Annotated in this window: 21 protein-coding genes; 9 read left to right on the top strand and 12 right to left on the bottom strand. The window is 75.1% G+C overall.

The features are described from left to right. Positions 1 to 339: 339 nt before the first annotated feature. Positions 340 to 1,629 (bottom strand): ABC transporter substrate-binding protein, encoded by a 1,290-nt coding sequence (locus ACWEPF_RS03455; RefSeq protein WP_452171226.1) that lies wholly within the window; start codon positions 1,627 to 1,629, stop codon positions 340 to 342. 439 nt (positions 1,630 to 2,068) lie between these two features. On the opposite strand from ACWEPF_RS03455, the gene ACWEPF_RS03460 reads away from it, so the two are divergent. From ACWEPF_RS03460 to ACWEPF_RS03470, 3 genes are all read left to right on the top strand, one after another. After that, the gene (locus tag ACWEPF_RS03460) at positions 2,069 to 3,469 is read left to right on the top strand and encodes a nucleobase:cation symporter-2 family protein (protein WP_452171227.1); all 1,401 of its coding nucleotides are present in this window, start codon (positions 2,069 to 2,071) and stop codon (positions 3,467 to 3,469) included. 145 nt (positions 3,470 to 3,614) lie between these two features. After that, a complete protein-coding gene (locus ACWEPF_RS03465; protein ID WP_452171228.1) occupies positions 3,615 to 6,614 on the top strand; it encodes an ATP-binding protein in 3,000 nt (999 codons plus the stop codon). 115 nt (positions 6,615 to 6,729) lie between these two features. Beyond that, positions 6,730 to 8,202, top strand: coding sequence for a trypsin-like serine protease (locus ACWEPF_RS03470; RefSeq protein ID WP_452171229.1), 1,473 nt, complete (start codon positions 6,730 to 6,732; stop codon positions 8,200 to 8,202). Between the two features lie 56 nt (positions 8,203 to 8,258). On the opposite strand, the gene ACWEPF_RS03475 is transcribed toward ACWEPF_RS03470, so the two are convergent. Then, complete coding sequence (locus tag ACWEPF_RS03475) at positions 8,259 to 9,785, bottom strand: S8 family peptidase (RefSeq protein WP_452171230.1); 1,527 nt, start codon at positions 9,783 to 9,785, stop codon at positions 8,259 to 8,261. 232 nt (positions 9,786 to 10,017) lie between these two features. On the opposite strand from ACWEPF_RS03475, the gene ACWEPF_RS03480 reads away from it, so the two are divergent. Beyond that, a complete protein-coding gene (locus ACWEPF_RS03480; protein ID WP_452171231.1) occupies positions 10,018 to 10,380 on the top strand; it encodes a YbaY family lipoprotein in 363 nt (120 codons plus the stop codon). An 85-nt stretch (positions 10,381 to 10,465) separates the two neighbouring features. Continuing rightward, positions 10,466 to 11,995, top strand: coding sequence for a cryptochrome/photolyase family protein (locus ACWEPF_RS03485; RefSeq protein ID WP_452171232.1), 1,530 nt, complete (start codon positions 10,466 to 10,468; stop codon positions 11,993 to 11,995). A 24-nt stretch (positions 11,996 to 12,019) separates the two neighbouring features. Here the strand turns inward: ACWEPF_RS03485 and alc are convergent, their stop codons facing one another. The 7 genes from alc to ACWEPF_RS03520 all read right to left on the bottom strand — a co-directional run bounded on the left by alc (position 12,020) and on the right by ACWEPF_RS03520 (position 18,821). Continuing rightward, the gene (alc, locus tag ACWEPF_RS03490) at positions 12,020 to 13,108 is read right to left on the bottom strand and encodes an allantoicase (protein WP_452171233.1); all 1,089 of its coding nucleotides are present in this window, start codon (positions 13,106 to 13,108) and stop codon (positions 12,020 to 12,022) included. Positions 13,109 to 13,167: 59 nt separating this feature from the next. Next, entirely contained in the window at positions 13,168 to 14,088 is a 921-nt protein-coding gene (locus ACWEPF_RS03495) for a LysR family transcriptional regulator (RefSeq protein WP_452171234.1), read from the bottom strand. A 46-nt stretch (positions 14,089 to 14,134) separates the two neighbouring features. Further along, the gene (locus ACWEPF_RS03500; RefSeq protein ID WP_452171235.1) at positions 14,135 to 14,587 is read right to left on the bottom strand and encodes an ATP-binding protein; all 453 of its coding nucleotides are present in this window, start codon (positions 14,585 to 14,587) and stop codon (positions 14,135 to 14,137) included. An 84-nt stretch (positions 14,588 to 14,671) separates the two neighbouring features. Further along, a complete protein-coding gene (locus tag ACWEPF_RS03505; RefSeq protein WP_452171236.1) occupies positions 14,672 to 15,031 on the bottom strand; it encodes an STAS domain-containing protein in 360 nt (119 codons plus the stop codon). A gap of 51 nt (positions 15,032 to 15,082) precedes the next feature. After that, complete coding sequence (locus ACWEPF_RS03510) at positions 15,083 to 15,979, bottom strand: SigB/SigF/SigG family RNA polymerase sigma factor (protein ID WP_452171237.1); 897 nt, start codon at positions 15,977 to 15,979, stop codon at positions 15,083 to 15,085. A gap of 56 nt (positions 15,980 to 16,035) precedes the next feature. After that, positions 16,036 to 17,268 (bottom strand): PP2C family protein-serine/threonine phosphatase, encoded by a 1,233-nt coding sequence (locus ACWEPF_RS03515; RefSeq protein WP_452171238.1) that lies wholly within the window; start codon positions 17,266 to 17,268, stop codon positions 16,036 to 16,038. Beyond that, complete coding sequence (locus ACWEPF_RS03520; protein ID WP_452171239.1) at positions 17,265 to 18,821, bottom strand: sensor histidine kinase; 1,557 nt, start codon at positions 18,819 to 18,821, stop codon at positions 17,265 to 17,267. The genes ACWEPF_RS03515 and ACWEPF_RS03520 overlap by 4 nt, the downstream gene beginning before the upstream one ends. 112 nt (positions 18,822 to 18,933) lie before the next feature. Between ACWEPF_RS03520 and ACWEPF_RS03525 the strand changes: the two genes are divergently transcribed. From ACWEPF_RS03525 to ACWEPF_RS03535, 3 genes are all read left to right on the top strand, one after another. Next, positions 18,934 to 19,701 carry a response regulator gene (locus tag ACWEPF_RS03525; RefSeq protein ID WP_345284443.1) on the top strand — a complete coding sequence of 256 codons (768 nt, stop codon included), beginning with the start codon at positions 18,934 to 18,936 and terminating at the stop codon, positions 19,699 to 19,701. Between the two features lie 62 nt (positions 19,702 to 19,763). Beyond that, positions 19,764 to 21,539, top strand: a complete 1,776-nt coding sequence (locus ACWEPF_RS03530; protein ID WP_452171240.1) for a PP2C family protein-serine/threonine phosphatase — start codon at positions 19,764 to 19,766, stop codon at positions 21,537 to 21,539. Next, positions 21,536 to 21,946, top strand: a complete 411-nt coding sequence (locus ACWEPF_RS03535; RefSeq protein WP_452171241.1) for a response regulator — start codon at positions 21,536 to 21,538, stop codon at positions 21,944 to 21,946. The genes ACWEPF_RS03530 and ACWEPF_RS03535 overlap by 4 nt, the downstream gene beginning before the upstream one ends. Here ACWEPF_RS03535 and ACWEPF_RS03540 read toward each other — a convergent pair. The 3 genes from ACWEPF_RS03540 to ACWEPF_RS03550 form a co-directional block, all read right to left on the bottom strand. Further along, positions 21,919 to 24,300 carry an ATP-binding protein gene (locus ACWEPF_RS03540; RefSeq protein ID WP_452171242.1) on the bottom strand — a complete coding sequence of 794 codons (2,382 nt, stop codon included), beginning with the start codon at positions 24,298 to 24,300 and terminating at the stop codon, positions 21,919 to 21,921. The two genes, ACWEPF_RS03535 and ACWEPF_RS03540, sit on opposite strands and share 28 nt — an antisense overlap. 82 nt (positions 24,301 to 24,382) lie before the next feature. Continuing rightward, positions 24,383 to 24,790, bottom strand: coding sequence for an ATP-binding protein (locus tag ACWEPF_RS03545; protein WP_452171243.1), 408 nt, complete (start codon positions 24,788 to 24,790; stop codon positions 24,383 to 24,385). A 57-nt stretch (positions 24,791 to 24,847) separates the two neighbouring features. Continuing rightward, positions 24,848 to 25,267, bottom strand: coding sequence for an SsgA family sporulation/cell division regulator (locus ACWEPF_RS03550; protein WP_452171244.1), 420 nt, complete (start codon positions 25,265 to 25,267; stop codon positions 24,848 to 24,850). 201 nt (positions 25,268 to 25,468) lie between these two features. On the opposite strand from ACWEPF_RS03550, the gene ACWEPF_RS03555 reads away from it, so the two are divergent. Beyond that, positions 25,469 to 25,639 (top strand): hydrophobic protein, encoded by a 171-nt coding sequence (locus ACWEPF_RS03555; protein ID WP_345284453.1) that lies wholly within the window; start codon positions 25,469 to 25,471, stop codon positions 25,637 to 25,639. Positions 25,640 to 25,689 lie beyond the last annotated feature (50 nt).

A 25,689-nucleotide genomic window follows, 5' to 3' on the forward strand; every position in this document is an offset into this window, starting at 1 on the left:
CTGGCAACAGCCGAGAAGCGGCACGCGCCAGCGACCGACCGCAGGCACCAGCGCCGAACGGCACGCGCCAGCTACAGGCGGCAGGCGGGATGCGGCGGCTGGCGGCTGGCGGCTGGCGGCTGGCGGCTGGCGGACAGTGCAACCGCCTGTCACCCTGCCGCGCCTGGCGTACCGTCAGCCGCCCGCGAGGGGGGCGGGCCGCTCGGCGGTTCGGGGTCCGGAACACGCCTGAAGCACCTCCGCGGCGACCAGCCTGTGGCAGCCCTTGCCCGTGAGCGGGGCCCCGGCCTGCGGTGTCCAGCCCTCGAACGCCCCCGGCCTCACCCGCCCGAGCCGCCGTCAGCCGCCCGCCAGCGGGAGGCCCTGGGTCCGCATGGACTCGACCGTCGCGTCCTGGACCGTGCGCAGCGCTCCGCTCAGCGGCGTCCGGTTCTTGAGTGCCTTGGGCAGCTCCGCGGTGAGCGACTTGGAGGTGGCGGCCATCGCCGGGCCCCAGCGCCAGCGGGAGCTGCCCGAGGCGCCGAGTTGGCGGAAGACGTCGCCGATGACCTGGCCGCCGAAGTAGGGGCTGGGGGCGTTGAGGGCGGGGAGGGTGTCGGTGGCCACGGCCGCCGGGTAGATGCGGGCCTTCTCCACCAGGATGTCCAGGGCCTTGCGGTCGGTGCCGAGCCAGGCCGCGAAGTCGGCGGCGGCTCCCGGCTGGGCGCAGCCCCGGGCCACGGCGGTGGCGGAGCCGCCGTCGAAGACGGCCGGGTCGTTGCCCTTGCCCCAGCCGGGCAGCGGGGCGACCGCCCAGGCGCCGGAGGCGCCGGGGGCGTTCTCCTCCAGCAGGGCGGCGTACCAGACGGGGGCGGGGAAGGCCGCGACGGTGCCGTCGCCCAGGCTCTTGTAGAGCTCGGCGGAGAATCCCTGACGGACCGCCACCAGCCCCTTGTCCACCAGCCCTTGCCAGTACTGGGCGGTGGCGGCGGTGGCCTGGCCGGCGATGTCCACCTGCCACTTGCCGCCCTGGGTGGCGAACCACTGGGCCCCGGCCTGGGCGGCGAGGGCCGTGAACCACCAGGGGTCGTCGGGGGTGAAGGCGGTGAGCGTGGTGCGCGGGGCCACCCGGTGCAGCCGGTCGGCGTCGCGGGCGAACTCCTCCCAGGTGGACTGCGGGCGCATGCCGTACCGCTGGTAGACGTCGCGCCGGTAGAACAGCGCCATCGGGCCGACGTCGACGGGCATCCCGTAGGCGTCGCCGTCCACCGTCACCTGGGACCAGGCGGATTCGGGGAAGAGCACCCGGGCGGCGGCGGTGTCGACGGGGGTGACGGCCTTCGCCGCGACGAAGGCCGGGAGGGACTCGTAGCCGACCTGGACCAGGCAGGGGCCCTTCCCGTCGGCTATCGCCTGCAGCATCGCGTCGTAGCCGCCCTTGCTGCCGGGGTCGGTCGGCCGGAACTCGATCCGGGTCTTCGGGTGCTCGGCGGTGTAGGCGGCGGCCGCCTCGGCGTAGCCGGGGGCCCATCCCCAGAAGGTGACGGTGGTGCCGGTGTCGGCGGCAGGACTGGAGCAGGAGGCGGTCGCCGCGGCCATCATGAGGGCGGCGAGGGCGCCGAGACAGCGTCGTCTCGGGGAGCTGGTCACGGGTGGTCCTTGCATCGGTGTCGCACGGGACGGCGTGGGGGTGACCAGCAGTATGCCGCCAGAAATCGGCTGTACGTCAATGACTTTGATCGAATCGAGGCCGTACCGCCACCACCGCATGGCCGGACGCCGCACGCCTTGTCAGCACACGGTCAGATCCCTCGGCCCTTGGCGGAACGCACAGAGCTCACGCCCGGGGCAGGCAATCGGGCCGGAGCTATTGACCATGGAGCGCAGGGTTTCTACATTCTGTTGCACCTCGAAGCGCGGAATCCCGATTCCGCATCGTGGATCCACCCATGGGCCGGTCCTGTTCGCCGCAGGAGCCGGCAGGCGAGCGGCTGCCCTGCCGCCCGCCGGGGTCGTCCCAACGTCGCCGCGTCCCCCAGCGGTCGCCGTTCCCGGACCCGAAGAATCCTTGGACGTGGAGGAACCACACGTGAGACCTCGGACCGCCGCCGAGCCCGGCCCGGCACCGCACCCCGTCGACGAGCTGCTGCCGCCCGGCCGGATGGCGACCGTCGCCCTCCAGCACGTGGCCAGCATGTACGCGGGGGTCGCCGCACCGCCCCTGATCATCGGCGCGGCGGCCGGCCTGACCCCCGCTCAGCTGACCACCCTGCTGGCCGCCAGTCTGTTCATCGCCGGCGTCGCCACCCTGCTGCAGACCCTGGGCCCCTGGGGCATCGGCTCCCGACTGCCGTTCGTCAACGGCGTCTCGTTCGCCACCGTGTCGCCGATCCTGGCGGTGATCGAGGCCGAGAAGGGCGCGGCGCTGCCGCTCATCTTCGGCTCGACCCTGGTCGCCGGCCTCTTCTGCTTCCTGCTCGCACCGCTGTTCTGCCGGCTCGTCAGGTTCTTCCCGCCGGTGGTCAGCGGCACCGTGATCACCCTGATCGGCATCTCCCTGCTCCCCGTCGCGGGGAACTGGGCGCAGGGCGGCAACTCCCTCGCCCCCGGCTACGGTTCGCTCGGCAACCTCGGCCTGGCCGGGGTGACCCTGCTCGCCGTCCTGCTCTTCAACCGCTTCCTGCGCGGCTTCCTGCAACGGATCTCGATCCTGCTCGGGATGCTGGTCGGCACCCTGGTGGCGATCCCGTTCGGCAAGGTCGACGCCGGCGCGCTCGGCGAGCTGCCGCTCTTCGAACTGCCGCACCCCTTCGCCTTCGGCGCCCCGCAGTTCCAGCTCGCGGCGATCGTCTCCATGCTGGTGGTGATGGTGGTCTCGATGACCGAGTCCACCGCCGACATGATCGCCCTCGGCGAGGTGGTGGAGCGTCCGGCGGACGACCGCACCATCGCCGGCGGCCTGCGGGCGGACGGGCTGGCGACCGCCTTCGGCGGTGTCTTCAACGGCTTCATCTGCTCGGCCTTCGCCCAGAACATCGGCCTGGTCGCCCTCACCCGGATCCGCAGCCGCTTCGTGGTCGCGCTGGCCGGCGTCTTCCTGGTGGTCATGGGCCTGCTGCCGGTGGTCGGCGGGCTGGTCTCGCTGGTGCCGCAGCCGGTGCTCGGCGGCGCGGGCGTGGTGCTCTTCGGCTCGGTGGCCGTGGCCGGCATCCGCACCCTCGGCAAGGCCGACCTGAGCCTGGGCTCCAACGCCGTCATCGTCGCGGTCAGCCTGGCCTTCGGCATCTTCCCGATCGCCTTCCCCGGCTTCTACCGGGCCTTCCCCGAGCAGATCGCCACCGTCCTGCACTCCGGCATCTCGGTGGGCTGCCTGCTGGCGGTCGTCCTGAACCTGCTCTTCAACCACCTCGGACGCGGCCGCGAGATCCCGCCCGCGTACGTCCCCGAGCAGCAGGTCGAGGCCCTCGGGCGGGTCGCCGACCCGGCCTGACGGTCCGTCCGCCCGCGTTCGCCGTCCCGCCCGCGCCGCCCGTTCCCTTGCCGAGGGGCGGGCGGCTCAGGACACTTGACCCCGTTTCACCCGGCCCGGGTGGAGCGGGCGCCGCGCGCGTCCGGCGGACCGGATCGGGGTGTCCATGGGTTCCAGGATCGTGGCCGGCTCCGGCACGCCCCCTCTGGTCGGCCGGGCCGAGGAGCTGGACGCGCTGCTCACCGCCGCGCTGTCGCCTCCCGCCGTGCTGGTCCTGGAGGGTGAGGCCGGGGTCGGGAAGACCAGACTGGTCACGGAGCTGCTGGCCGCGCCGAGGCTGGCCGGGCACCGGGTGCTCACCGGGCGCTGCCGGGCCTCGCGGGAGCCGTTCCCGTACGGCGTGGTCCTGGAGGCGCTCCTCGGGGCGGCCGCCCGGCTGCCCGCCGCCGCACGGCACAGTCCCCTGCTCGGGGTCCTGGGCGGTCACCTGCCCGAGCTGGCGGCGCACCTGCCCGCACCCCCCGCTCCGCTCGGCGACCCGCGCGCACAGGCGCACCGGTTCTTCCGCGCGGTGCGCGAACTCCTGGACCTGCTGGGCCCGCTGGTGCTCGTGGTGGAGGACCTCCAGTGGGCCGACGACCACTCCCGGCGGCTGCTGCGCTTCCTGCTGGACGACCTGCCGGCGCGCACCGTCCTGCTGCTGACGCACCGTCCGGAGGACTCCCCCGGCGGACTGCCGCTGGGCCGGGCGTTCCGGCCCGGGCCGGGCGGCACCAGCCTGCGCGTCCGGCTCGGCCCGCTGGAGGTGGCCGAGGTGGGGCGCCTGGCGGCCGGCCTGCTGGGCCTGCCGGAGGTGCCCGCCGCCCTCGCGGCCCGGCTGCACGACCGGACGGCGGGGCTGCCGCAGGTCGTGGTGGCGGTGCTCGGGGCCCCGGCGGGACACCACCGGAGCACCCCGGGCCGGGGCGGCGGCCGGGGCGGACCGGTCCAGGGCGGTACGGGCCAGGGCGGCGTGCCGCCGAGCGACGAGCTCACGGCCCGGAGGCTGCTGGAGACCACCCCGCTGCCGCCGGTGCTGCTGGAGTCGACGACGGAGCGGCTGGCGGGGCTTCCGCTCGCCGCCCGCCGGGTCACCGAGGCGGCCGCCGTCCTGGCGGAGCCCGCCCCCGCGCACCTGCTGTCCGCCGTGGCCGGCCTGGCGCCCGCACAGGGCCGCCAGGCCTTGAGCACCGCCCTGGAGCGGGCCGCGCTGGTCGAGGTCGCGGACTGCCGCTACGCCTGCCGCCACGAGCTGGCCCGGCAGGCGGTCTACGCGACGGTCCCCGGCCCCCGCCGCCAGGAGCTGCACCGCCGGGCGGTGACCGCCCTGCTCGGAGAGCGGCCCGAGCCGTGGACCGGACTCGCCGAGCAGAGCCGTCTGGCCGGCGACCACGCCGGCTACCTGCGGTACGGCGAGGCGGCCGCCGACCGGGCGATCGGGACCGGCGATCCGGCGACCGCGATCCGCCTGCTCCAGGCCCTCCTCCGTTCCCCGGAGGCCGGCACGGGCGAAGGCGGCGGCGCCGGTCCGGGCCCGGACCGGCTCGGCGCCGAGGACGTGGACCGCCTGGCGGCGAAGCTCGGCGCCGTCGCCTTCACCGGCGTCGCCCAGCGCGAGGTGCTCCCGCTGCTGACCGGACTGCTCGCCGGGGACCGGCTGTCCGCTCCCCGGGCCGCCGAACTCCGGCTCAGCCTGGGCCTGCTGCTGATCCGTCAGGCCGACGGCCTGGAGGCGGCCCGGGTGGAGATCGAGCTCGCGCTGACGGGTCTGGCGCACCGTCCGGACCTCGTCGGGCTCGGCATGGCGGTGCTCGCGCAGCCGTACCTCGGCGCGTCCCCGCTGGACGCGCACCTGCCGTGGCTGCACCGGGTGGACGCGCTGATCGGGGCCACCGACGACCCCCGGCTGCGGCTCACCCTGGCGGCCAACAACATCGCCTCCCGCCTCCACACGGGCGACCCGGGGGCCTGGGAGGTGGCCGACGGGCTGCCGGTCGAGGCGGGGACGCCCGAGGAGCTGCGCCAACTGGCCAGGCTCTACTGCAACGCCGCCGACGCCGGCGCCTGGACCGGCCACCACCGCCGGGCCCGCGGCCTGCTCCAGCGCGGTCTCCGGCTGGCGGCCGACGCCGGCGCCCCGTACGTGCTGAGCACCGCCCGGGCCACCGCCGTCCACCTCGACTGGCTCACCGGGCAGTGGGCCGGGCTGGAGCAGCGGGCCGACGAACTGCTCGCCGAGTACCGGGAGTTGCTGCCGGTGGCGAGCGAACTGGAGCTGGTCCTCGGACTGCTCGCGGCGTCCCGGGGCGCCTGGGACCGAGCCGCCGCCCACTTCGCCGCGACCGGCGTGCTCCAGCCGGACAACGCCGTCACCCCGGTGGCGATCGCCGCGCACGCCGGTCTGATCGGCCTGCTGCTCGCCCAGGACGCCGACCGGGCCGCCGCCGAGGAGGCCGGCCGCGGCCTGCGGCTGCTGCGGGCCAAGGGCGTCTGGGCCTGGGCCGGCGAGCTCGTCCCGGCCGCGGCCGAGGCGTTCTGCCGGACCGGCCGGGCCGCCTCCGCGCTCCGGCTGATCGCCGAACTCGACCGCGAGAGCGCCGCGTTGGCCGCCCCGACGTCCCGGGCCGCGCTGGCCCGGGCCCGGGGCGTGGTCGCCGCCCACGACGGCGATCCGGCCACCGCCGCGCGCTGGTTCGACCGGGCCGGGGCGCTGTACGAGCGGCTGCCCGCGCCCTATCCGGCGGCCCTCGCGGCCGAGCGCGCCGCCCGCTGCCGCCTCGATCTGGGCGATCCGGGCGCACCCGCCGTACTCGGGGAACTGGCCGACCGGTTCGTGGAGTTGGGAGCACCACGCGACGCGGCGCGGTGCCGCCACGCCTTCCGGGCCACCGGTTCCCCCGCACCGTCCCGGCGCGGGCGCCGGGGCTACGGCGACCGGCTGTCGCCCCGGGAGCACGACGTCGCCCGGCTGCTCGTGGACGGCCACACCAACCGGGAGATCGCGGAGGCCCTCTTCCTCTCGGTCCGAACGGTCGAGCAACACGTGGTGAACGTGCTGCGCAAGCTCAAGGTCGGCTCGCGCACGGAGGTGACCAGCGTCCCCGAGCCCGCGGCGGAGGCGGGCTGACGGCCCGTCGGCGCCGCATTCTTTCCGTAGCCGTACGGGGCGGTCCACCGATTGTTCCCCCCGGGGCCGCGCCCCGAGGGTTACCGGCAGCACACCACCCCGACAAGGAGCTGCCGTGAAACCCAACCGCCGCGTACTGGGCGTCCTGACCGCCGTGCTAGCCCTGCCGCTGTTCGCCCTCCCGACCGCCTCCACCGCCGCCGCCGGGGCGGCCGGGTCCCCGCCCCCGGCCGTCGCACCGCTCGGTGACACCCCGCTTCCGCACGCGGAGGTCACACCGCAGTCGGTGGGCGGCACGCCCGCCTCCGTCAAGGACTACCCGTTCGTCATCGCCGGTCTGCGGCAAGGGGGTTCGCGACCCCAGGGCCAGACCTGCACCGGCTCGGTGGTGGCCCCCCGCAAGATCCTGATCGCCGCGCACTGCAAGGCCGCCGAGGGCCAGAAGTCCTTCCTCTACGGCCTGGACGACCTGAACGCCGGCGGCGGGACCAGGATCGGCGTGGTCAGCTACGACACCCACCCCAAGTACGTGAACTTCGACCAGGGGTACGACGTCGCGGTGGTCACCACCGACCAGGACGTCCCGGTGCCGGGCGGGAAGTACGCCACGGTGGCCACCTCCGCCGACACCGAGCTCCACAAGCCCGGCCGGACCGGCCTGGGCCTGGGCTACGGCAAGAAGGACTTCAACGACGACTCCAAGGACGTCACCCTCACCAAGTTCGGCCTGCCGATCGTGGCCGGGTCCAACTGCAACGGCGTCGGCGCCGGATTCCAGGACGCCACGATGATCTGCAGCGGCTACTCCGACGGGCACGTGTCGATCCTGCCCGGCGACAGCGGCGGCCCGCTGATCGTGGACGGCAAGGTGGTGGGCGTCGCCTCCTGGAGCCGCAGCGACTTCAAGTGGTACAGCGTCTACGGGCGGCTCAACAACGACATGGGCGACTGGGTCAAGGAGCAGATCGGCGGCACCCAGCCGCCGCAGACCTTCTCCCTCGGCCTCTCCCCCGCCGCCGTCAAGGTGGACCCGGGCAGGTCCGTGTCCACCACGGTGACGAGCACCGCCGGCCAGAACGGCAGCGAGAAGGTCGAGCTGACCGCCTCCGGCCTGCCGCAGGGGGCGACGGCCACCTTCCAGCCTTCCTCGATCAGCACCGGCACCAACGCCAAGCTCACCGTCGAGACGGCGTCGACCACCCCGCAGGGCGACTACCAGGTGACCGTCACCGGCACCGGCCCGAGCGGCACCGCCACCACCAAGCTCACCCTGACCGTCGGCACGGGCACCCCCACCCCCGGTGACCTCAAGGTCTCCGTCAACCCGACCGGCGGCACCTCCTCGCCCGGCTTCTTCCTCAACGCGACGGTGACCGTCACCGGCGGCACCGGCACCGTGAAGCTCTCGGCCACCGGCCCCGGCCTGCCGATCCCGCCCTCGTTCAGCCCCGCCTCGGTGAACGGGTCCGGGACCTCCCAGATGCAGGTGGTCGCCCCGTTCCAGGCCGGGACCTACCCGGTCACCGTGACGGCGAAGGATGCGGCGGGCAAGACCTCGACCGCGACCTACACCGTCACCGTCAAGTAGCGGAAGCGTGAGGGAGGGCCACCCGCCGGTGGCCCTCCCTCCGTGTTGTCGGTGCGTCAGAAGGTGAGCGTGAAGCCCTCGACGGTGCCGGTGTCGAAGCGGTACACGTCCTGCACCCGCAGCGACCAGGTGCCGTTCGCCTGCTCGGACGAGGCGTTCACCGTGTAGGTGGTGTGGATGCCGGCCGCCGACCCGACGCCGCCGGCCTTCTGCAGGGAGAAGACCGCACCGCTCGGTCCGACCAGGTCCACCACCAGGTCGGCGGTGTAGGTGTGGCCGATGTCCACCTTCACCGCGAGCGCCGCCGGTGCCTTGCCGTCACAGCCCTGCTGGGTGACCGAACTGCTCACCGCCGCACCGGCGTCCGGGATCGCCACCGGCGTGGTGGTGGAACGCGCGGCGCAGGCCGGCGGCGGGGTGTCGCCGCCGATGGAGGAGACGTTCAGCAGCTTGTTCGGCGAGCCCGAGCCGGCGTTCTTCACCACGCCGTCGGTGGCCCCGGCCACCAGCGCGTCCCGGACGGCCTTCGGGGTGGCGGCGGGGTTGGCGGCCAGGTAGAGCGCGGCGGCGCCGGCCACGTGCGGGGAGGCCATCGAGGTGCCGCTCATGGTCGCGCTGCTGCCGTTGTTCAGCCCCAGCGAGACGACGTTGTTGCCCGGGGCGAAGAGGTCCGTGCAGGAGCCGTAGTTGGAGAAGGACGCGCGGTTGTCCGACTCGTCGGAGGCGTTGACGGTGATCACCTCCGGCACCCGGGCCGGGCTGGTGCCGCAGGCGTCGGTGCTGCTGTTGCCCGCCGCCACGGCGTAGGTGATCCCGGCGGCCACCGAGCGCTTGAGTGCCTCGTCGCCGACGCCGACCTGGTCCATCGTCATGCTCATGTTGGCCACGGCCGGCTTGGCCGCGTTCGCCGTCAGCCACTCGATCGCGTCCACCGCGGCGGAGTCCGGCCCGGTGTTGGAGCAGTCCCCGCCGAGGACCTTGAGCGCGACCAGCTTGACCTTCTTGGCCACCCCGTAGGTCTTGCTGCCGATGGTGCCCGCGACGTGGCTGCCGTGTCCGAAGCAGTCGGCGCCGCCGCTGCCGACGAAGTCCTTGCCGACCGAGGCCCGGCCCTCGTACTCGGGGTTGTCGGGCTTGATCCCGGTGTCCAGCACGTAGGCCGTGACGCCCTCCCCGGTGTTGGGGTAGGTGTAGGACTTGTCCCGGGGCAGCGCCTTCTGGTCGATCCGGTCCAGCCCCCAGGTCGGGTTCGCCTGGGTGCCCGCCGTACGGGCGGTTCCGTCCTCGTAGACCGCCGCCACCGCCGGGTCGGCCGCCAGCCGGCGCGCCTGGCGGGCTGTCAGGCCCTTGGCCGAGAAGCCGTGCAGGGCCTGACTGTACGTCGAGCGGACCGTGCCGCCGTACTGCCCGGCCAGGGCGGACGCCCCGGCGAGGGCGGCGCCGCCCTTGAGGACCACGATGTACTGGTCGCCGTAGTGCTGCCGGGCCGCCACCACGGTGCCCTCGGGCTGGGCGGCGCCGGCCGGGGCGGCGAGGGCGAGGAGGACCGGTATCGCCGCTGCCGCGACGAGGAGTCTGCGCATGCTCTGGCTCCACTTGCTCGTGCAGGGGACCGCGGGGCGGGACCGCGCCGCGGGCGGTGGCCACCGCCACCGCTGCCTCACTGTTGGGGGTGCTCTCCGGGCGAACAAGCGAGGTGGGGCCCCGTAGGGCTACCTAGGAAATCCGGATGCGGCGGCGGGGACGGCCGACGGCGCCGTCCGGACCGCCGAGGAGTGACGCGCCGTCACCGCAGCGGGCCGGTAGCGTCGGGGCATGATGCGGATCACGGTGGACCTTGAGTTCGGGCCGGACGGATGGCCGGACCTGGCCGGCGGCGGGGTGCTGGCGGTCCGGGTGCAGGACGTCTCGCTGATGGACGCCCCCGCCCGCACGGTCGCCTCCCGCACGGTGCCCGTCCCCTCCGGCGGCACGGTGCCGACCGCCTTCGCCCTTGCGTTGCCGGAGCCCGAGGCCGGTGCGCGCTACGCCGCGAGCGCGGTGCTCAACCTCGGCTGGGCCCCGTCCGACGGCGAGTGGCTGCGCCCCGGCGACTGGCTGAGCACGACCCACCATCAGATCCGGCCCGGCGACCGCACCGTGACGGTCCGGCTGGAGCGCTACGCCCCCGGGGGCTGAGCCGGACGAGCCGCTGCACGATCGCTGCGGGTGGGCGGCTGCCGCCGACGGGCGCCACGGTGGTGCGGACGGAGGGAGCGTGGCGGTGGCAGCGAAGCACGGAGGTGCTCGTCCGCACTGGGTGTTCGGGGACCAGCTGGGGCCGCACTTCCGGGAGCCCGGGGAGGGCGGGCCGGACGAGGGGGCGCCGATCGTGATGGTCGAGGCGCGGTCGGTGCTGCGGCGGCGGAGGTTCCACCGGGCGAAGGCGCACCTGGTGCTGTCGGCGATGCGGCACGCGGCCGCCGAGCTCGGTGACCGGGTGCGGTACGTGCGGGCGGAGACCTACCGGGAGGGGCTCGCCGAGGCCGTCGGGGCGGGCACGGAGGTGACGGTGTGTCATCCGACCTCGCGGGCCGCGCTGGGGTTGGTGTCGGCGATGCCCTCGGTGACGGTACTGGCGCCGCGCGGCTTCCTGGTGCCGTTCGCCGACTTCCGGCGGTGGGCCGGGCCGCCGCGGTCGCGGCGGTTGGTGATGGAGGACTTCTACCGGCGGGTGCGGCGGGCCGAGCACCTGCTGCTGGAGCCCGACGGCGGGCCGGCCGGCGGGCGGTGGAACCTCGATCACGACAACCGGGAGCCGCCGCCGAAGGGCGTCGCCGCGCTGCCCGTGCCACCCCCGTTCGAGCCCCGGGAGGACGGGATCGACGAGGAGGTGCGGGCCGACCTGGACCGCTGGGAGCGGGCCGGCGAGGTGGCCTTCGTGGGGCGGGACGGGCCGCGCCGGTTCGCCGTGACCAGGGCCGAGGCACGGGAGGCGCTGGCGCACTTCGTCGAGCACCGGCTGCCGGACTTCGGCCGCTACGAGGACGCGATGCTGCACGCCGATCCGTGGATGGCGCACAGCGCGCTCTCCGTGCCGCTCAACCTCGGTCTGCTGGACCCGGGCGAGTGCGTGGCCGCCGCCGAGGCGGCGTACCGGGCCGGTGCGGTGCCGCTGAACAGCGCGGAGGGCTTCGTCCGGCAGGTGGCGGGCTGGCGCGAGTACGTCTGGCAGCTGTACTGGCACCTCGGCCCGGAGTACCGGGAGGTCAACCGCCTGGGCCACCACGAGCCGCTGCCGGAGTGGTTCCGCGAGCTGGACGCCGACGCCGTCACCGCCCGCTGCCTGGCCGGGACGCTGGCCCGGGTGCGGGACCACGGGTGGGTGCACCACATCCCCCGGCTGATGGTGCTCGGCAACTGGGCGCTCCAGCACGGCTGGGACCCGGCCGAGCTGACCGACTGGTTCCACCGCTGCTTCGTGGACGGCTACGACTGGGTGATGGCCGCCAACGTGCTGGGGATGTCCCAGTACGCCGACGGCGGGCTGGTCACCACCAAGCCGTACGCGGCCGGGGGCGCCTACCTGCACCGGATGGGCGACCACTGCGGGCCCTGCGCCTACCGGCCGACCGAGCGCCTGGGGCCACGGGCCTGTCCGTTCACCACCGGCTACTGGGCCTTCGTCCACCGCCACCGGGAGCTGCTGGCGGCCAACCACCGCACCTCGCGCTCGGTGGCGGGCCTGCGCCGGCTCGGCGGCCTGGAGGAGGTGCTGGCCGCCGAGCGCGGGCGCGGGCAGGCGCCGCCGTGAGGAGCACGAGGGGGTGACGGTCGGTCAGACCAGGCTGCCGTGGAGGCGCAGGCGCGCGATGCCGCCGTCCGGGAAGACGTCCAGGCGGACGTGGGTGGCCGGGCGGGGTGCGTCGATCAGCAGGCGGTGGACGGCGTCGGGTTGCAGGCGGGTGGGCGGGAGGAGCTCGAACCAGGCGTCCGGGTCGGCGGCCTCCTCGTCGCGGCCCCACAGGCCGGCCCACCCGGCGGCGTTGCCGACGTAGTAGCCGGTGTCGATCTCCACCGCCCGGATCGCGCCGCGCCCGGCCAGCCGCAGCCGGACCCAGTCGTGGCCGCCGTCGCGGCGCCGGCGGTTCTCCCAACCGTCGCCCATCGCGCCGGACTTGCCGGGCAGCGCGATGCTCACCGGGGAGGAGAAGAAGCGGTCCGAGGCGTCCTCGACGGTGCCGCCGTTCTCGACCGCCGCCAGGTCGAAGGTGCCGAGCGCGGCCAGCCAGGCGTGGTCGGGCCGGGCCTCGCCGTGCACCCGCAGGCGGGCGATGCCGCCGTCCGGGTACTGACGCAGCCTCAGGTGGGTGAAGCGGCGGCCGCCCTCCACGGCGAAGCCGTTGGCGGCATGGCCGCGCACCGGCGAGCGGGGCACCAGCGGGTGCCAGACGGTGTCGGCCGCCAGCAGCTCCTCCGGGCCCGGAGTGCCGGGGAGTTCGGTGCCCTCGACGGCGACGTGCAGGGGGTGGTTGCCCCGGAAGTGCGCGGTGTCGACCACCACGCCGTGCACCACGCCCGGCACGCCGAGGCGGATCAGCGCCCAGTCGTGCTCGTCGGCTCCGGGGTGCGGGCGGCCGTCGGCACCGCGGCGGCGGCGGGTCTCCCAACCGTCCATGATCTGGCCCTTGTTGCCGAAGGTGTGCGGGCGGAACTCGGCGGGGTGGGGCAGCAGCAGGTTCTCCCGCTCGGCGAAGAGTTCGTCGTTCGCGGCGAGCACGGCGCCGCCGAGGCGGCGGTCGGCGAGGTCGACCAGCTCGGTGAACGGGAACTCGCCGGAGCGGTAGTCGGCGTAGGGGTTGCCGCCGGCGTACGGCGGGGCGGAGGCGTCGGTCGGGGTGGTGGTGGAGGAAGGCTGTGTGGTCATGGATCCACCATCGGCCCTGACGACCTGTCAGGTCCATCGCAGAGTTCTGACCGAACCGTTCAGCTGGACTGAAGAGTGTCTGCCACCCCGGCCAGCTCGGCCAGCACCCGGCGCAGCGGCGGGGTGGCCTCGGTCCCGGCCCGGACCGCCGCCACCACCCGGCGGACGGGCAGGTCCTCGGGCAGCGGGCGGATCACCGCCGCACCGACCCGGCCGGCCGAGGCCAGCCGGGGCACCAGGGCCACCCCGAGCCCGGCCGTGACCAGGGCCAGGATGGCGGCCCAGTCCACGGCGGTGTGCGCCCGCCCGGGGACGAACCCGGCCCGGGCGCAGGCCTCCAGGGTGATCTCCCGCCAGGGGCCGTCGGCGCCGTAGATCCACCCCTCCTCCGCCAGGTCCGCCAGCCGCAGGCCGGGTGCGGCGGCCAGCGGATGGCCGGGCGGCAGGGCCACGTCCATCGGATCGGTGAGCAGCGCCGTCTCGACCAGGCCGGGCCCGCGGCCGACCGGCCCGACGGCGAGCGACAGCGCCAGGTCCACCTCGCCGGTGGTGAGCAGCCGCAGTGCCTCCTCCGCCTCGGCCTCCTCGACCCGTACGGTCAGCCCGGGCACGGAGGTGCGCAGCCCCGCCACGGCCGGGACCACCAGCCCGGTGATCGCGGTGGCGAAGGCACCGACCCGCACCTCGCCCGCCTCGCCGTGCAGGTAGCCCGCGAGCTCCGCCTCGGCGCGCTCCAACTGGCCGAAGACCACGGCCGCGTGACGCAGCACCAGCCGGGCCGCCGGGGTGAGGCGGACGCGCCGTCCGTACGGCTCCAGCATCGGCGCCCCCACCTGGCGGGCCAGCGCCGAGACCTGCTGCGAGACCGCCGAGACCGACAGGTGCAGCCGCTCGGCGGCGGCCGTCACCGTCCCGCACTCGTCGACCGCCCGCAGCACCCGCAGCCGTCTGAGGTCCCATTCGCCCGTCGCTCCGCCCATCGGGCCAGCTTAGGGGGCCGTTTCCTCCGGTGGCCGGGCCCGTCGGTCAGGGGGTGGTCGGGCCCGTGGCGTCGATCTCGGCCCAGACGGTCTTGCCCTGCGGGTGGGGTGCGGCGCCCCAGCGGTCGGAGGCCTGCTGCACGATGTAGAGGCCGTGGCCGCCGGGCACGCCGGGGCGGTGCGGCTCGCGGAGCACGGGCAGCTGCGGGGAGGTGTCGCTCACCTCGATCCGCAGCCGGGCCTCGGCCACGTCGAGCACCACGTCGAGCGGGCCGTCCGCGTGCAGCATGGCGTTGGCCACCAGCTCGGCCACCAGCAGCACCACGTCCTCGGCGCCGGGCCAGGACCAGTCCGCCAGCGCGCCGAGGGTGAACTCGCGGGCGCGGGCGACGGGCTTGCGCTGCCCGGCCAGGGCCAGCCGACGGCGCTGGCCGCCGGGCGGGAAGGCGGGGGCGGCTCCGGAGTGACGGACGGTCAGGGTCTCCCGGGGCGCGGTCATTCGGTCAACCCTTCCGATCGGTGGTCGTCACAGGGCCTGCTTCCCGCCCTGCCGCGTTTGATGCACACGACCGCACCGCGGTGGTCACCGGGCCCCGTCGAGTGCGGCCTGAACGCTCGGGCTCAGCTCGAACACCGCTTCGGCGCCGGTCAGTTCGAGCAGTCGCCGGACGGGCGCGGACGCCGCCGCCAGCCGCAGCCCGACCCCGGCCCCCTGGGCGGCGACCCGTGTCCTGAGCAGCAGGTTGAGCCCGGAGGAGTCGCAGAAGCCGACCTCGGCGAGGTCGACCACCACGACCTCCGGCCGGGCGTGCAAGGCCTCGTCGAGGACCTGCTCGGCGGGCGAGAGCGACTCCACGTCCAGGTCGCCCACGAGGCGGCAGACCACCGCGCGTTCGCCGACGGCGCTCAACTCGGCCGTCAGCCCTTCGTCGTGGACCGGCATCCGCGTCCCCTCCCCCAGTGGTGTCGTCATGACTCTACGCGCTCCGGGTGCTCAGGTGGATTCGAGGCCGCGGCGCAGCTTGGCGAGCGTACGGCTGAGCAGGCGGGAGACGTGCATCTGGGAGAGCCCGAGCCGCTCGCCGATCTGGGACTGCGTCAGTTCCTGGGTGAAGCGCATCGACAGGATGAGCCGCTCGCGCTCGGGCAGGGCGGCGATCAGCGGCTGGAGGGAGACCAGGTCGTCGACCAGGCCGAGGCGCGTGTCGCTGCCGCCCAGGCGGGCGGCCAGGGCGCCGCCGGCGTCCTCGTCGGGCCCGACGGGGAGGTCGAGGGAGTCGGCGCTGTGCGCGTTGGCGGCGCCCAGGCCCTCGATGACCTCCTCCTGGGTCAGCCCCAGGTGCTCGGCGAGCTCCGCGACGGTGGGGGCGCGGTCGAGGTGGTGGGCGAGGTGGTCCTGGGCCTTGGCCAGGGCGAGGCGCAGCTCCTGCAGGCGGCGGGGGACGTGGACGGCCCAGGTGGTGTCGCGGAAGTGGCGGCGGATCTCGCCCAGGATGGTGGGGATGGCGAAGGTGGTGAACTCCACCCCGCGGTCGGGGTCGAAGCGGTCGATCGCCTTGATCAGGCCGACCGCGCCGACCTGCAGCAGGTCCTCCGCGCTCTCCCGGTGGGCGGTGAAGCGGCGCATCGCGAAGCGCACCAGCGAGAGGTTGAGCTCCACCAGCGAGGAGCGCACGTAGGAGTACTCGCGGGTGCCCTCCTCCAGTCCGGCCAGGCGGGCCAGCAGCACCCGGGTCAGGTCGCGGGCGTCCGCCGGCGCCACCTCGCCCAGCTCCTCCAGTCCGTCCAGTTCCGGCGCCACCTCCCGGTGGCCGCGTGGCGGTGCGATCCGTACGCGGTCCTGCGGGATGGTGAGCTCGGCTGTCACGAGCTGGTCCCCGATCGCGGGCATGTCGGTCCTTCCCTCGGCTGCCAGGTCATTCGCCCGGCTACCCCCGTCTTCGGAGCTCATGCACCACCGGATGGTGAAGGTCTGGTGAAGGTGCCCGGGGATGGTCCTTCGCGGTCCCACTGCAGGTGGAGCACGGCGAGGTCGTCGGTGTGCCGGCCGTCGTTCAGGGCCTGGGCCCGCTCGATCACCCGGTCGACGTGGACGGCGGGGTCACCCGGGACGCCGGAGCCGATCAGCGCCAGCAGGCCCTCGACCCCGAGCCGCTCGCCGGTGCCGCCGTTGTGCCCCTCGGTGAGGCCGTCGGTGTAGAGGGTCAGGGCGCCGGCCGCCGGGAGCGGGACGAGCGTGCTGGGCCAGTTCCGCAGCCCGGGCAGGATGCCGAGCGCGATGCCGTGGTCGGCGCGCACCTCGCGGGTGCCCGCGGGGGTGGTGAGCAGCGGCTCGTGGTGGCCGGCCAGGTACAGGGTGGCGGTGCCCCCGCCCTGGTCGAGGGTGAGCAGGGTGCAGGTCGCGAACTGCGAGTCGCCGCCGCGCTCCGCGACCAGCACCCGCTCCATCAGGTCCAGCAGCTCCTCGCCCCGGTGACCGCCCAGCACCAGCGAGCGCCAGGCGATCCGCAGCAGCACGCCGAGCGCGGCGGCGTCCCGGCCGTGCCCGCTGACGTCGCCGACCACGGCGTGCAGCAGGCCGTCGTCGCCCTCGACCACGTCCAGGAAGTCACCGCCGAGCAGCGCCATGGCGGTGCCCGGCAGGTAACGGCTGGTCACCCGCACGGTGGAGGTGCCGAGGATCGGCGGCGGCAGCAGGCCGCGCTCCAGCCGGGCGTTCTCCTCCGCCCGCAGCCGGACGGTCCGGGCCTCCATCGCGGCCCGTTCGGTCCGGCTGCGGTAGACCGCGTAGCGCAGGGTGCGGCGCAGCAGTTCGGGGTCGACCTTGCCCTTGACCAGGTAGTCCTGGGCGCCGGCGGCCATCGCCTCGGTGCCGGCCCTGGCCTCGGCCAGGCCGGTGAGCACGATCACCGCGTGCTCGGGGGCGAGCTCGCGCACGGCGGTGGTGCCGGCCGCGTCGGGCAGGTGCAGGTCCAGCAGGACGCAGTCGATCCGACGGACCGTCAGGACCTGCTTGGCGTCGGCCAGCGTGGTGCTGACGGTGAGTTCGTGGGGCAGGCCGGTGTCCAGCAGCAGTTCCTCGACCAGGAGCGCGTCGGCCTCGTCGTCCTCGATCAGCAGGACCCGGTAGACCGGCTGCTCCTCGGCCGCTGCGGGGCGGGCGGTGGCGGCGGAGGTCACCGGGCCTCCTGACCGGCGGCCAGGGTGAAGGCGATCCGGGTGCCGTCGCGGTGCTCCGGGTCGACGGCGATGGTGCCGCCGTGGAACTCGACGATCTTGCGGCACATCGCCAGGCCGATGCCGCTGCCGCCGTAGGCGTCCTTGGTGTGCAGCCGCTGGAAGATCACGAACACCTGCTCGGCGAACTCGGGGGCGATGCCGATGCCGTCGTCGGTGACGGCGAAGTGCCAGAGCCCGTCCTCCCCGGGCCGGGCCGAGACGTGGACCGTCGGATGCCCGCCGGGGCGGCGGAACTTCACCGCGTTGGCGATCAGGTTCTGCCAGAGCATCCCCATCTGGGTGGGGTCGGCCACCACGGTGGGCAGCGGGTCGTGGGTGATCCGGGCGCCCGCCTCCTCGACGGAGACGCTCAGGGCGTCCAGGGTCCGCTCCAGGGTCTGCTCCAGGTCGACCTCCTGGTGGCTCTGGTGCACCCGGCCGACCCGGGAGAACTCCAGCAGGTCGTTGATCAGCGCCTGCATCCGGTTGGCCCCGTCGACCGCGTAGCCGATGTACTGGTCGGCCTTGGCGTCGAGTTGGCCTCCGTAGCGGCGCTGGAGCAGCTGGGTGAAGCTGGAGACCTTGCGCAGCGGCTCCTGGAGGTCGTGCGAGGCGACGTAGGCGAACTGCTCCAGCTCGGCGTTGGAGCGCTGGAGGTCGGCGGCCTGCTCGTCCAGCCGCCGGCGGGCCTCCTCCGCGAAGTCCAGTTCCCGCACCAGGCGCAGGCGCATCGAGTCGATCTCCGCGCCGAGCCGCCGGAGGTCGGCCGGGCCGCTGGCGGTGATGGGGTGGCCGAAGTCGCCGCCGGTGACCCGCCGGGCGTCCGCGCCGAGCCGCTCCAGCGGGCGGGTGACGCCCCGGCGCAGCCCCTCGAAGACCAGCACGGTGAGCAGCAGGACGACCGCGCCGGTCGTCCCAAACAGCCAGTTGCGCACCCGCATGGTGGACAGCAGGTCCGCGCGGACCCGGGCCCGGTCGGCGCTCAGGTGCTCCTGCTGGCGGCGCAGTCCGTCCCGGACCGCGTCGAAGGCGGCCTTGCCCTCGGCGGCCGACTCGGCGCCCCGCGGTGCCGGGGCGCCGGGCGGGACGGCGACGACCGGGTCGGCCGTCCCCTGCTGCCAGCGGGTGACCGCGTCCTGAAGGGCCGTCAGGTCGGCGAGCCCGGTGGCGTTGCCGCGCAGCAGCTCGGCCAGCCGCGCGGTGTGGGTCCGCTGGTCCGCCAGGCCCTGCCGGTACGGCGTCAGGAACTCGGGGTTGCCGGTGAGGCCGTAGCCGCGGATGCCGGTCTCCTGGTTGAGCAGGGCGGACTCCAGCCGGAACGAGGTCGACGTCGCCGGGGACCGCACGTCCACCAGTTCGGTGCTGAGTGCCTGGGTCCGGTCCAGGACCCAGGCACCGGAGACACCCAGCACCGCGAGCACCGCCAGGGCGACCGCGGCGCCGGTCCGCAGCCAGCGCCGGGTGGTCCAGGCGGCCGACGGCCGGGCGGACGGGGGCCTTCGGTCCTCGGACATGGTTTGAGCACCTCCAGTAGCGGCCATCCGGGGGAGGTGGCCCGCGCATACTGTAGGGCCATCATGACAACACTTGTTGTCGCGGGTCGGGGAGGCGGCCTAGAGTGGCGCCATGCCTGGCAAGAACTTCCTGCTCCGGGCCACCACGGAGGAGACCGCGGCGATCGCGGAGGCCGCGGTGGACCGGCTGGCGCGCCGCCTCGCGCTCCAACTGCTGGCGGACTCCCCGGCGGCCGGGACGGCGGCGCCCGCGCTGGGCCTGCTGCACGTCCTGGAGCAGGTCCAACGGGCCGCCGAACGGCTCCAGGGCGGGGCCGCCGCCACCGCCGTCCGGGCCGGGGCCGGCTACCCGCAGCTGGGCTCGGCCTGCGGCCTCACCCGCCAGGGCGCCCGGCGGCGCTGGCCGGGCATCCACGACCGATCCGCCGAAGCACCCACGGAGACCTTGATGATGACCAGTCCCGCCCGCGCCTTCGACGTCCTGCTGGTCGAGGACGACGCGGCCGACGCCCTGCTCATCGAGGAGGCGCTGGCCGAGCGCGGTGCCCGCAACCTGGTCCAGGTCACCGACGGGATCGCCGCGCTGGAGCACCTGCGCGCGCCGGGGGCGGTCCGCCCCGACCTGATCGTGCTGGACCTCAACATGCCCCGGATGAACGGCCGGGACCTGCTGCGGGTGCTGAAGACCGACGAGGAGCTGCGGACCATCCCGGTGGTGGTGCTCACCACCTCCTCCGCGCCGGACGACGTCGCGGACGCCTACAGCAGCCACGCCAACGCGTACGTCACCAAGCCGGTCAACCTGGACGAGTTCGAGCGGGCGGTGCAGAGCATCGACGCCTTCTACCTCGACACCGCCACCCGCCCGCCCCGCGACTGACGGACGGTCAGGACCCGATGGCACCGGTTCTCCGGACACCGACAGGACGCGAGGGCGTGGGCATGGCGTGGAGCGGGCACCTGCACCGGCTGTGGAGCCTGGCCACCTCGGCGACGGACGTCACCGCGCTGACCGCGGAGCTGTTCCGCGCGCTGGCCGCCGAGCCCGGCGTCCTGGTGGTGGCCGGGGCCCGGTGGGGCGCGGACCAGCGGGTGCGCTACCTGCGGCTGCTGCTGCCCGGTGAGCCCGAGCCGCGCTGGGAGTACCCGGACCCCGCGCTCCACCCCTCGGACGGCCGCCGCCCCGCCGACGGCTGGCAGGTGCGCCGGCTGGACCCGGCGGACCCGGCCGGGTCGCACCGGCCCGAGGCGGCGGCGCTGCGGGCGAGCGGGGCACCGCTGGCGGTGGAGGCGCTCTTCCCGTTGAACGAGGGCGGCTGGGGCACGGTGGTGCTGGGGGTCGCGGACGAGGACGCCGCCGCGCGGGGGGCCGCCTGCCTGGCCCAGGCCAGGGACGTGGCGGCCTGCTGCGAGCAGCGGATCGCCGAGCAGCGCGGCCGCGAGGAGCGGCTGGCCCGGGACGCCATCCTGGCCGAGGCCTCGCTGCAGATGGGGTCCTCGCTGGAGATCGGCGAGACCCTCCAGCGGGTGGCCCGGATCGCGGTGCCGGCGGTGGCCGACGGCTGCCTGGTCCACCTGCTCCGGGACGGGGAGCCGACGCCCGTCGCCCAGGTGCACGTCAGCGCCCGCCGGCAGGCGGAGCTGACGGCGGTCGATCCGGCCGACCCGTGGATGAGCGGCGTGCTCACCCGGGCCGGCCGCTCCCCGCGCGGCCTGCGGCTCGGACCGGCCGACCTCGCGGGCGGCCCGTTCGGCCCGGCCGCCGCCGCGGGCGCGGTACGGGCGGTGACGGTCGATCCGCTCCGGGCCCACGGCCGGACGCTGGGCACCGTCACCTTCCTGTACAGCCGGGACCGGGTCCCGCAGGAGGAGTTCCGCGCCGACCTGGCCACCCGGGCCGCGCTGGCGATCGACAACGCGGCCCGCTACGAGCAGCGCCGGCAGGACGTGCTCTCGCTCCAGCGCCACCTGCTGCCCGCCCGGCTGCCGGAGGTGCCGGGCCTGGAGTTCGCCGCGGCCCACCGGGTCGGCGACGCGATGCTGGAGGTCGGCGGCGACTTCTACGACGTGGTGACCGGCCCGGACGGGCAGGTGTCGCTGCTGGTCGGCGACGTCTGCGGCCGCGGGGCGCCGGCCGCCGCGCTGACCGGCCTGGCCCGGCACACCCTGCGCACGGTGCTGGAGGACGGCACCGGTGCGGCCCCGGCCCTGAGCCGGCTCAACCGCGCCCTGCACTCGGCCGCCACCTCACGGTTCGTCACCGCGCTGGCCTGCGTGCTGCGGTGGCACGGGGACGGGCTGACGGTGCGCGCCGCCAACGCCGGGCACCCGCCGCCGCTGGTGCTGCGGGCCGACGGCACGGTCGAGGAGGTGCCGGCCCGCGGCCTGCTGCTCGGGGTGGTGGAGGACGTCACGTACGAGGAGTGCACCGTCCGGCTGGGCGGGGGCGACCGGCTGGTGATGTTCACCGACGGCCTGACCGAGGCCCGGGACGCGGACGGCGTCTTCTTCGAGGCGCACCTGCGCGGCCGGCTGACCGAGCTGCGCGACCTGTCGGTGGCCGAACTGGCCGAACGGCTCACCCGGGAGGCGACCGAGTTCACCGCTGCGGGGACGGACGACACGGCGGTGCTGGTGGCCGGTCTGCCGGCCGCCGGCCCGCGACCCGGCGGCGCGAGGAGCACGACGAACGACCCGGCACCCGGAGGGGCACGATGAACGATCCGGCACTCGTCCTGGTGGTCGAGGACTCCGAGGAGGACACCGAGGCGATCATGCGCGCCCTCGGCCGCTCGCACCCGCTGCTGCGGCTGGAGTTCCTGGCCCGCAGCGAGGCCGCCCTCCCCCGGCTGCTCGACCCCGGCCGCCCGGCGCCCGACCTGGTGCTGCTGGACCTCAACATGCCGGGGCGCGGCGGGCACGGCGTCCTGGCGGACATCCGGGCCCGGCCCGAGCTGCGGGAGGTGAAGGTGGTGGTGTTCACCTCCTCCACGGCACCGGCGGAGGTGGACGCCTGCTACGCGGCCGGGGCCGACAGCTACGTCTACAAGCCGGTCAACTTCGAGCTGTTCCAGACCGTGCTGCGGGGAGCGGTCGACTACTGGCTGGGCGAGGGGGCCGGCTGACCGGCTGACGGTGCGTCGGTCCGGCCGGCCAGGGTGAACCAGACCTCGGTGCCCCGGCCCGGGGCGCTGTCCAGCCAGAGCAGACCGCCGTGCCGCTCGACGATGCGCTTGACCACCGCCAGGCCGACGCCCGATCCGCCGCCGCGCTCGTCCCGGTGGTGCAGCCGGCGGAACAGCTCGAACACCTCCTGCTGCTGGTCGGCCGGGATCCCGATCCCGTTGTCCCGGACCACCACCGCCCGCACCGGCGCGCCACCTCCCGGCGGCACCCGCTCGCCGACCCCGACCTCGACCGTGCGGCGCTCCACCTTGCCCGGGTCGGCCGCGTACTTGGCCGCGTTCACCAGGAGGTTGACCAGCACCTCGTGCAGCCGGTCGCGGTCGGCCACCAGCTCGGGCAGGGCCGCCGGGCGCTCCACGGTGACCAGCTGCTCGGCGAGCCTCGGCCCGGCCACCTCCAGCGCCTCGTCCAGGGCGGTGTCCAGCGACACCGGGGCGAGCCGCAGGCCCGCCCGGCCGAGCCGGGCGAAGTGCAGCAGCGAGTTCAGCAGGTCGTCCATCCTGGTGGCCAGCCGCTGGACGGTGCGCAGCCGGCGGCGCGAGGTGCCGTCCAGGCCGTCGCCGGCGTCCTCGGCCATGAAGGCCGCCGCGTTGGCGATGCCGCGCAGCGGCTCCTTCAGGTCGTGCGCGGCGGCGTGCGCGAAGGAGTCCAGGTCCTCGTTGTAGCGGGCGAGTTCGGCGTTCAGCCGGGCGAGTTCGGTGGTGTGCCGGAGCATCCGGGCGGTGACCGTGCGGCCGAGCTCGCGGGCAGCCAGCAGGTCGGCGGTCCCCCAGGGCTCGCTGCGGCCGCGCACGGTGGCCTCGAAGACGGCGGAGGAGCCGCGCGGGGTGAGCCGTTCGCCCCGGCTGCCGACCCGCACCGGGTGCCGGGGGTCGGCGGCCCAGCGCCGGGTGACGGTCCGTTCGCCCCGGTGCCAGAGCAGGAAGTCGCCCTCCTCGGAGAGCGGGGTGAGCAGCACCCCGCTGGGCGGGAGCGGCCGGTCGGGGTCGGGGCGGCCGTCCTCGCCGTACAGCTCCTCCCACAGCCGGTCGGTGGCCCAGACCCCGGAACGCCCCTGGCCGCCGGCCCGTCCCGCGCGGTCGGCGAGGCCGGCCAGGTCGGCCAGCAGCGGGCCGGGGAGTGCGTCGGCGTCGCCGACCGCCACCCCCTCCCGGTGGAGCACCACGCCCTGGGCGCCGACGAGTTCGCACAGCGCCTCGCGTTCGGCCAGGACGAAGGCGGCCAGGTCCGGCGAGAGCCGCTCGCAGGCGCGGTCCACCGCGGCGCGGGCCGCCTCGGCGGCCTCGGACCGCTCGCGCTCGGCGATCGCCGCGAGTTGCAGCGAGAAGGCGATGCCGAAGAACTCGCAGGCGGCACGGAGTTCGGGCGACAGCCGGTTCGGCCGGTCGCCGTGACAGGCGATCAGGCCCCAGAGCCGGCCCTCGAAGAGGATCGACACCGACATCGAGGAGCGCACCCCGATGTTGCGCAGGTACTCCAGGTGGAAGCCGGAGACGGTGCGCAGGACCGCTCCGGACAGGTCCAACGGCCGTCCGGTGGACGGGCGCAGCGGTGGCTCCAGCCCGACCGTCGGGTCCTCGACGTCGGCGATCACCCGGATCCAGTTCTCCCGGTAGAGGCGGCGGGCCTGCGGCGGGATGTCGGTGGCGGGGAACCACAGGCCGAGCCACGGGTCGCGGCCCGCCGCGGCGTCCTCCGCCAGCACCTCGCCCGGGCCGTCCTCGCCGTCGAAGCGGTAGGCGACCACCCGGTCGAAGCCGGTCAGCGCACGCACCTCGCGCACCGCGGCCTCGCAGCACTCCAGGACGGTGCCGGACTTCTGCAGGCGCTTGAGGGCCTGTCGCACGCCCCGGTAGAAACCGTCGAAGCGGAACTGCGGCTCGGTCCTCGGCTCGAACTCCAGCACCAGCAGCGGGCCGTCGCGGTGGACCGTCACGTCCACCGTCCGCCGCCCGCCCTCCCCCGCTCCCTCCAGCACCATCGGCAGCAGGGCCGCCGCGCCGCCCTCATCCTCGGCGGCCTCCACGGCCTCGGCGTACTGCCGGGCACCGAGCAGCTCCTCCGCCGGGAGGCCGACCGGGGAGCGGCCGGGCGCTCCGAGCAGCTCGCCCGCGTTGGCGGCGGCGGTGTCCACCAGGCCGGTGGTGGTGTCGACCGCGAGCAGCGTCCCGTGGGACTGCACGCCGCCCAGCAGGTGGATCTCCTCACGGACGCAGGCGGACAGGTCGAAGTCGCCTCCGACCGCCTGCTCCGCCGCGACCTCGCGCTCCGACAGCCAACCGTCGATCTCCACCGTGCACGCACCTCACCGCCACCGACCGGCCGTGCACCGGTACCTGACGCATCCTCGCAGGTTGCCGACCGTCGGACGGGCCCTACCGCTCCGGGGGGCTGAAGTCGGCGGTGACGGTCTTGCCGTCGGTCTGGAGGCGGGTGTGCCAGGCGTCCGCGAGGGCGGCCACGATCCCGATGCCGCGGCCGCCGGTGGCGGTGGCGTCGGGGCTGCGGGGCACCGGCGGGACCGGGGAGGCGTCGTGGACGCTCACCTCCAGGCGGCGGCCGTCCCAGGTCAGCACCAGGCAGGCGTCACTGCCCGCGTGGCGGTGCGCGTTGGTGAGCAGCTCGGAGACGGCCAGCAGGACGGCGTCCGCCGTCTCGGGCTCGTGCACGGTCCAGCCGAGCGTGTCGAGGTGCTGCCGGGTCCACCGCCGCCCCGCCCGCACCCCGCCGCTGACCGGGAAGGACCGGGCCCAGCCCGTCGCCCGCATCGCCTGATCACCCATCACACCCGGCCTCCGTCCTGGTCCTCGACGGTCACCGCCTACCCCGTGGCGCCGGGATCACCACAGCAACCTGGCCAGGCAGCCGTCCACGTCGAGGTGGAGCGCCTCCTCGCCCGGCGGGACCAGCGCGTACGAGTCCTCCAGGAAGTGCTTCACCTGCTCGCCCGGCACGCTCAGCACAGCGACGCCCACCCCGCCGCGCAGCTCGATCAGCACCGAGCCGCCGGGGCCGGACGCGACCAGGACGTCGCCCAGGCCGGCCGGCGTCCGGCGCCCCTGGTCAAGCAGCTCGCGGGCGAAGCTCCAGCGCACCGGCGGTCCGTCGATCCGGTACGGCCCCGAGTCGGCCACCACCAGCTCGACCGCGTACGGGTCGGCCGAGTCGTAGACCAGGCGGCCCGGCAGCAGCAGGTCCGGATGCGCGCTGTCCGGCATCCGGATGCTCAGGCGGTGGGCGACGGTCCTGGCAGTGTCCAACACTCCCCCTCGTGACGAGTGGTCAGGCGGTGCGCCAGGACTGCTTCCCGACGTCGTGCGGACCGGCTGCCCCGCCGGCGGGATTCCACTCCGCTTCGGTCGCCACGTTCACTCCGACGGCCCCGCTCGCTCCGGAACCTCCGTGCATGGGTTCGACCGGAGCGGGCAGGCGGGCCCCCGACACCGACCTGGGAGGTCCTCATGGTTCCGCTTCTGCTCGTCCTGCTGCTCGCTCTGCTCCTGTTCGGCGCCGGCTTCGCCCTCAAGGCCCTGTGGTGGGTGGCGGTGATCGTCCTGGTGTTCTGGCTGGTCGGCTTCCTCGCCCGGAGCACCGGTGCCTCCGGCAGCCGCGGCCGTTGGTACCGCTGGTAGCACTACCGGACGCCGCGGGCGGGCCGGAGCGGACACCGCTCCGGCCCGCC

Source organism: Kitasatospora sp. NPDC004289 (assembly GCF_053602875.1).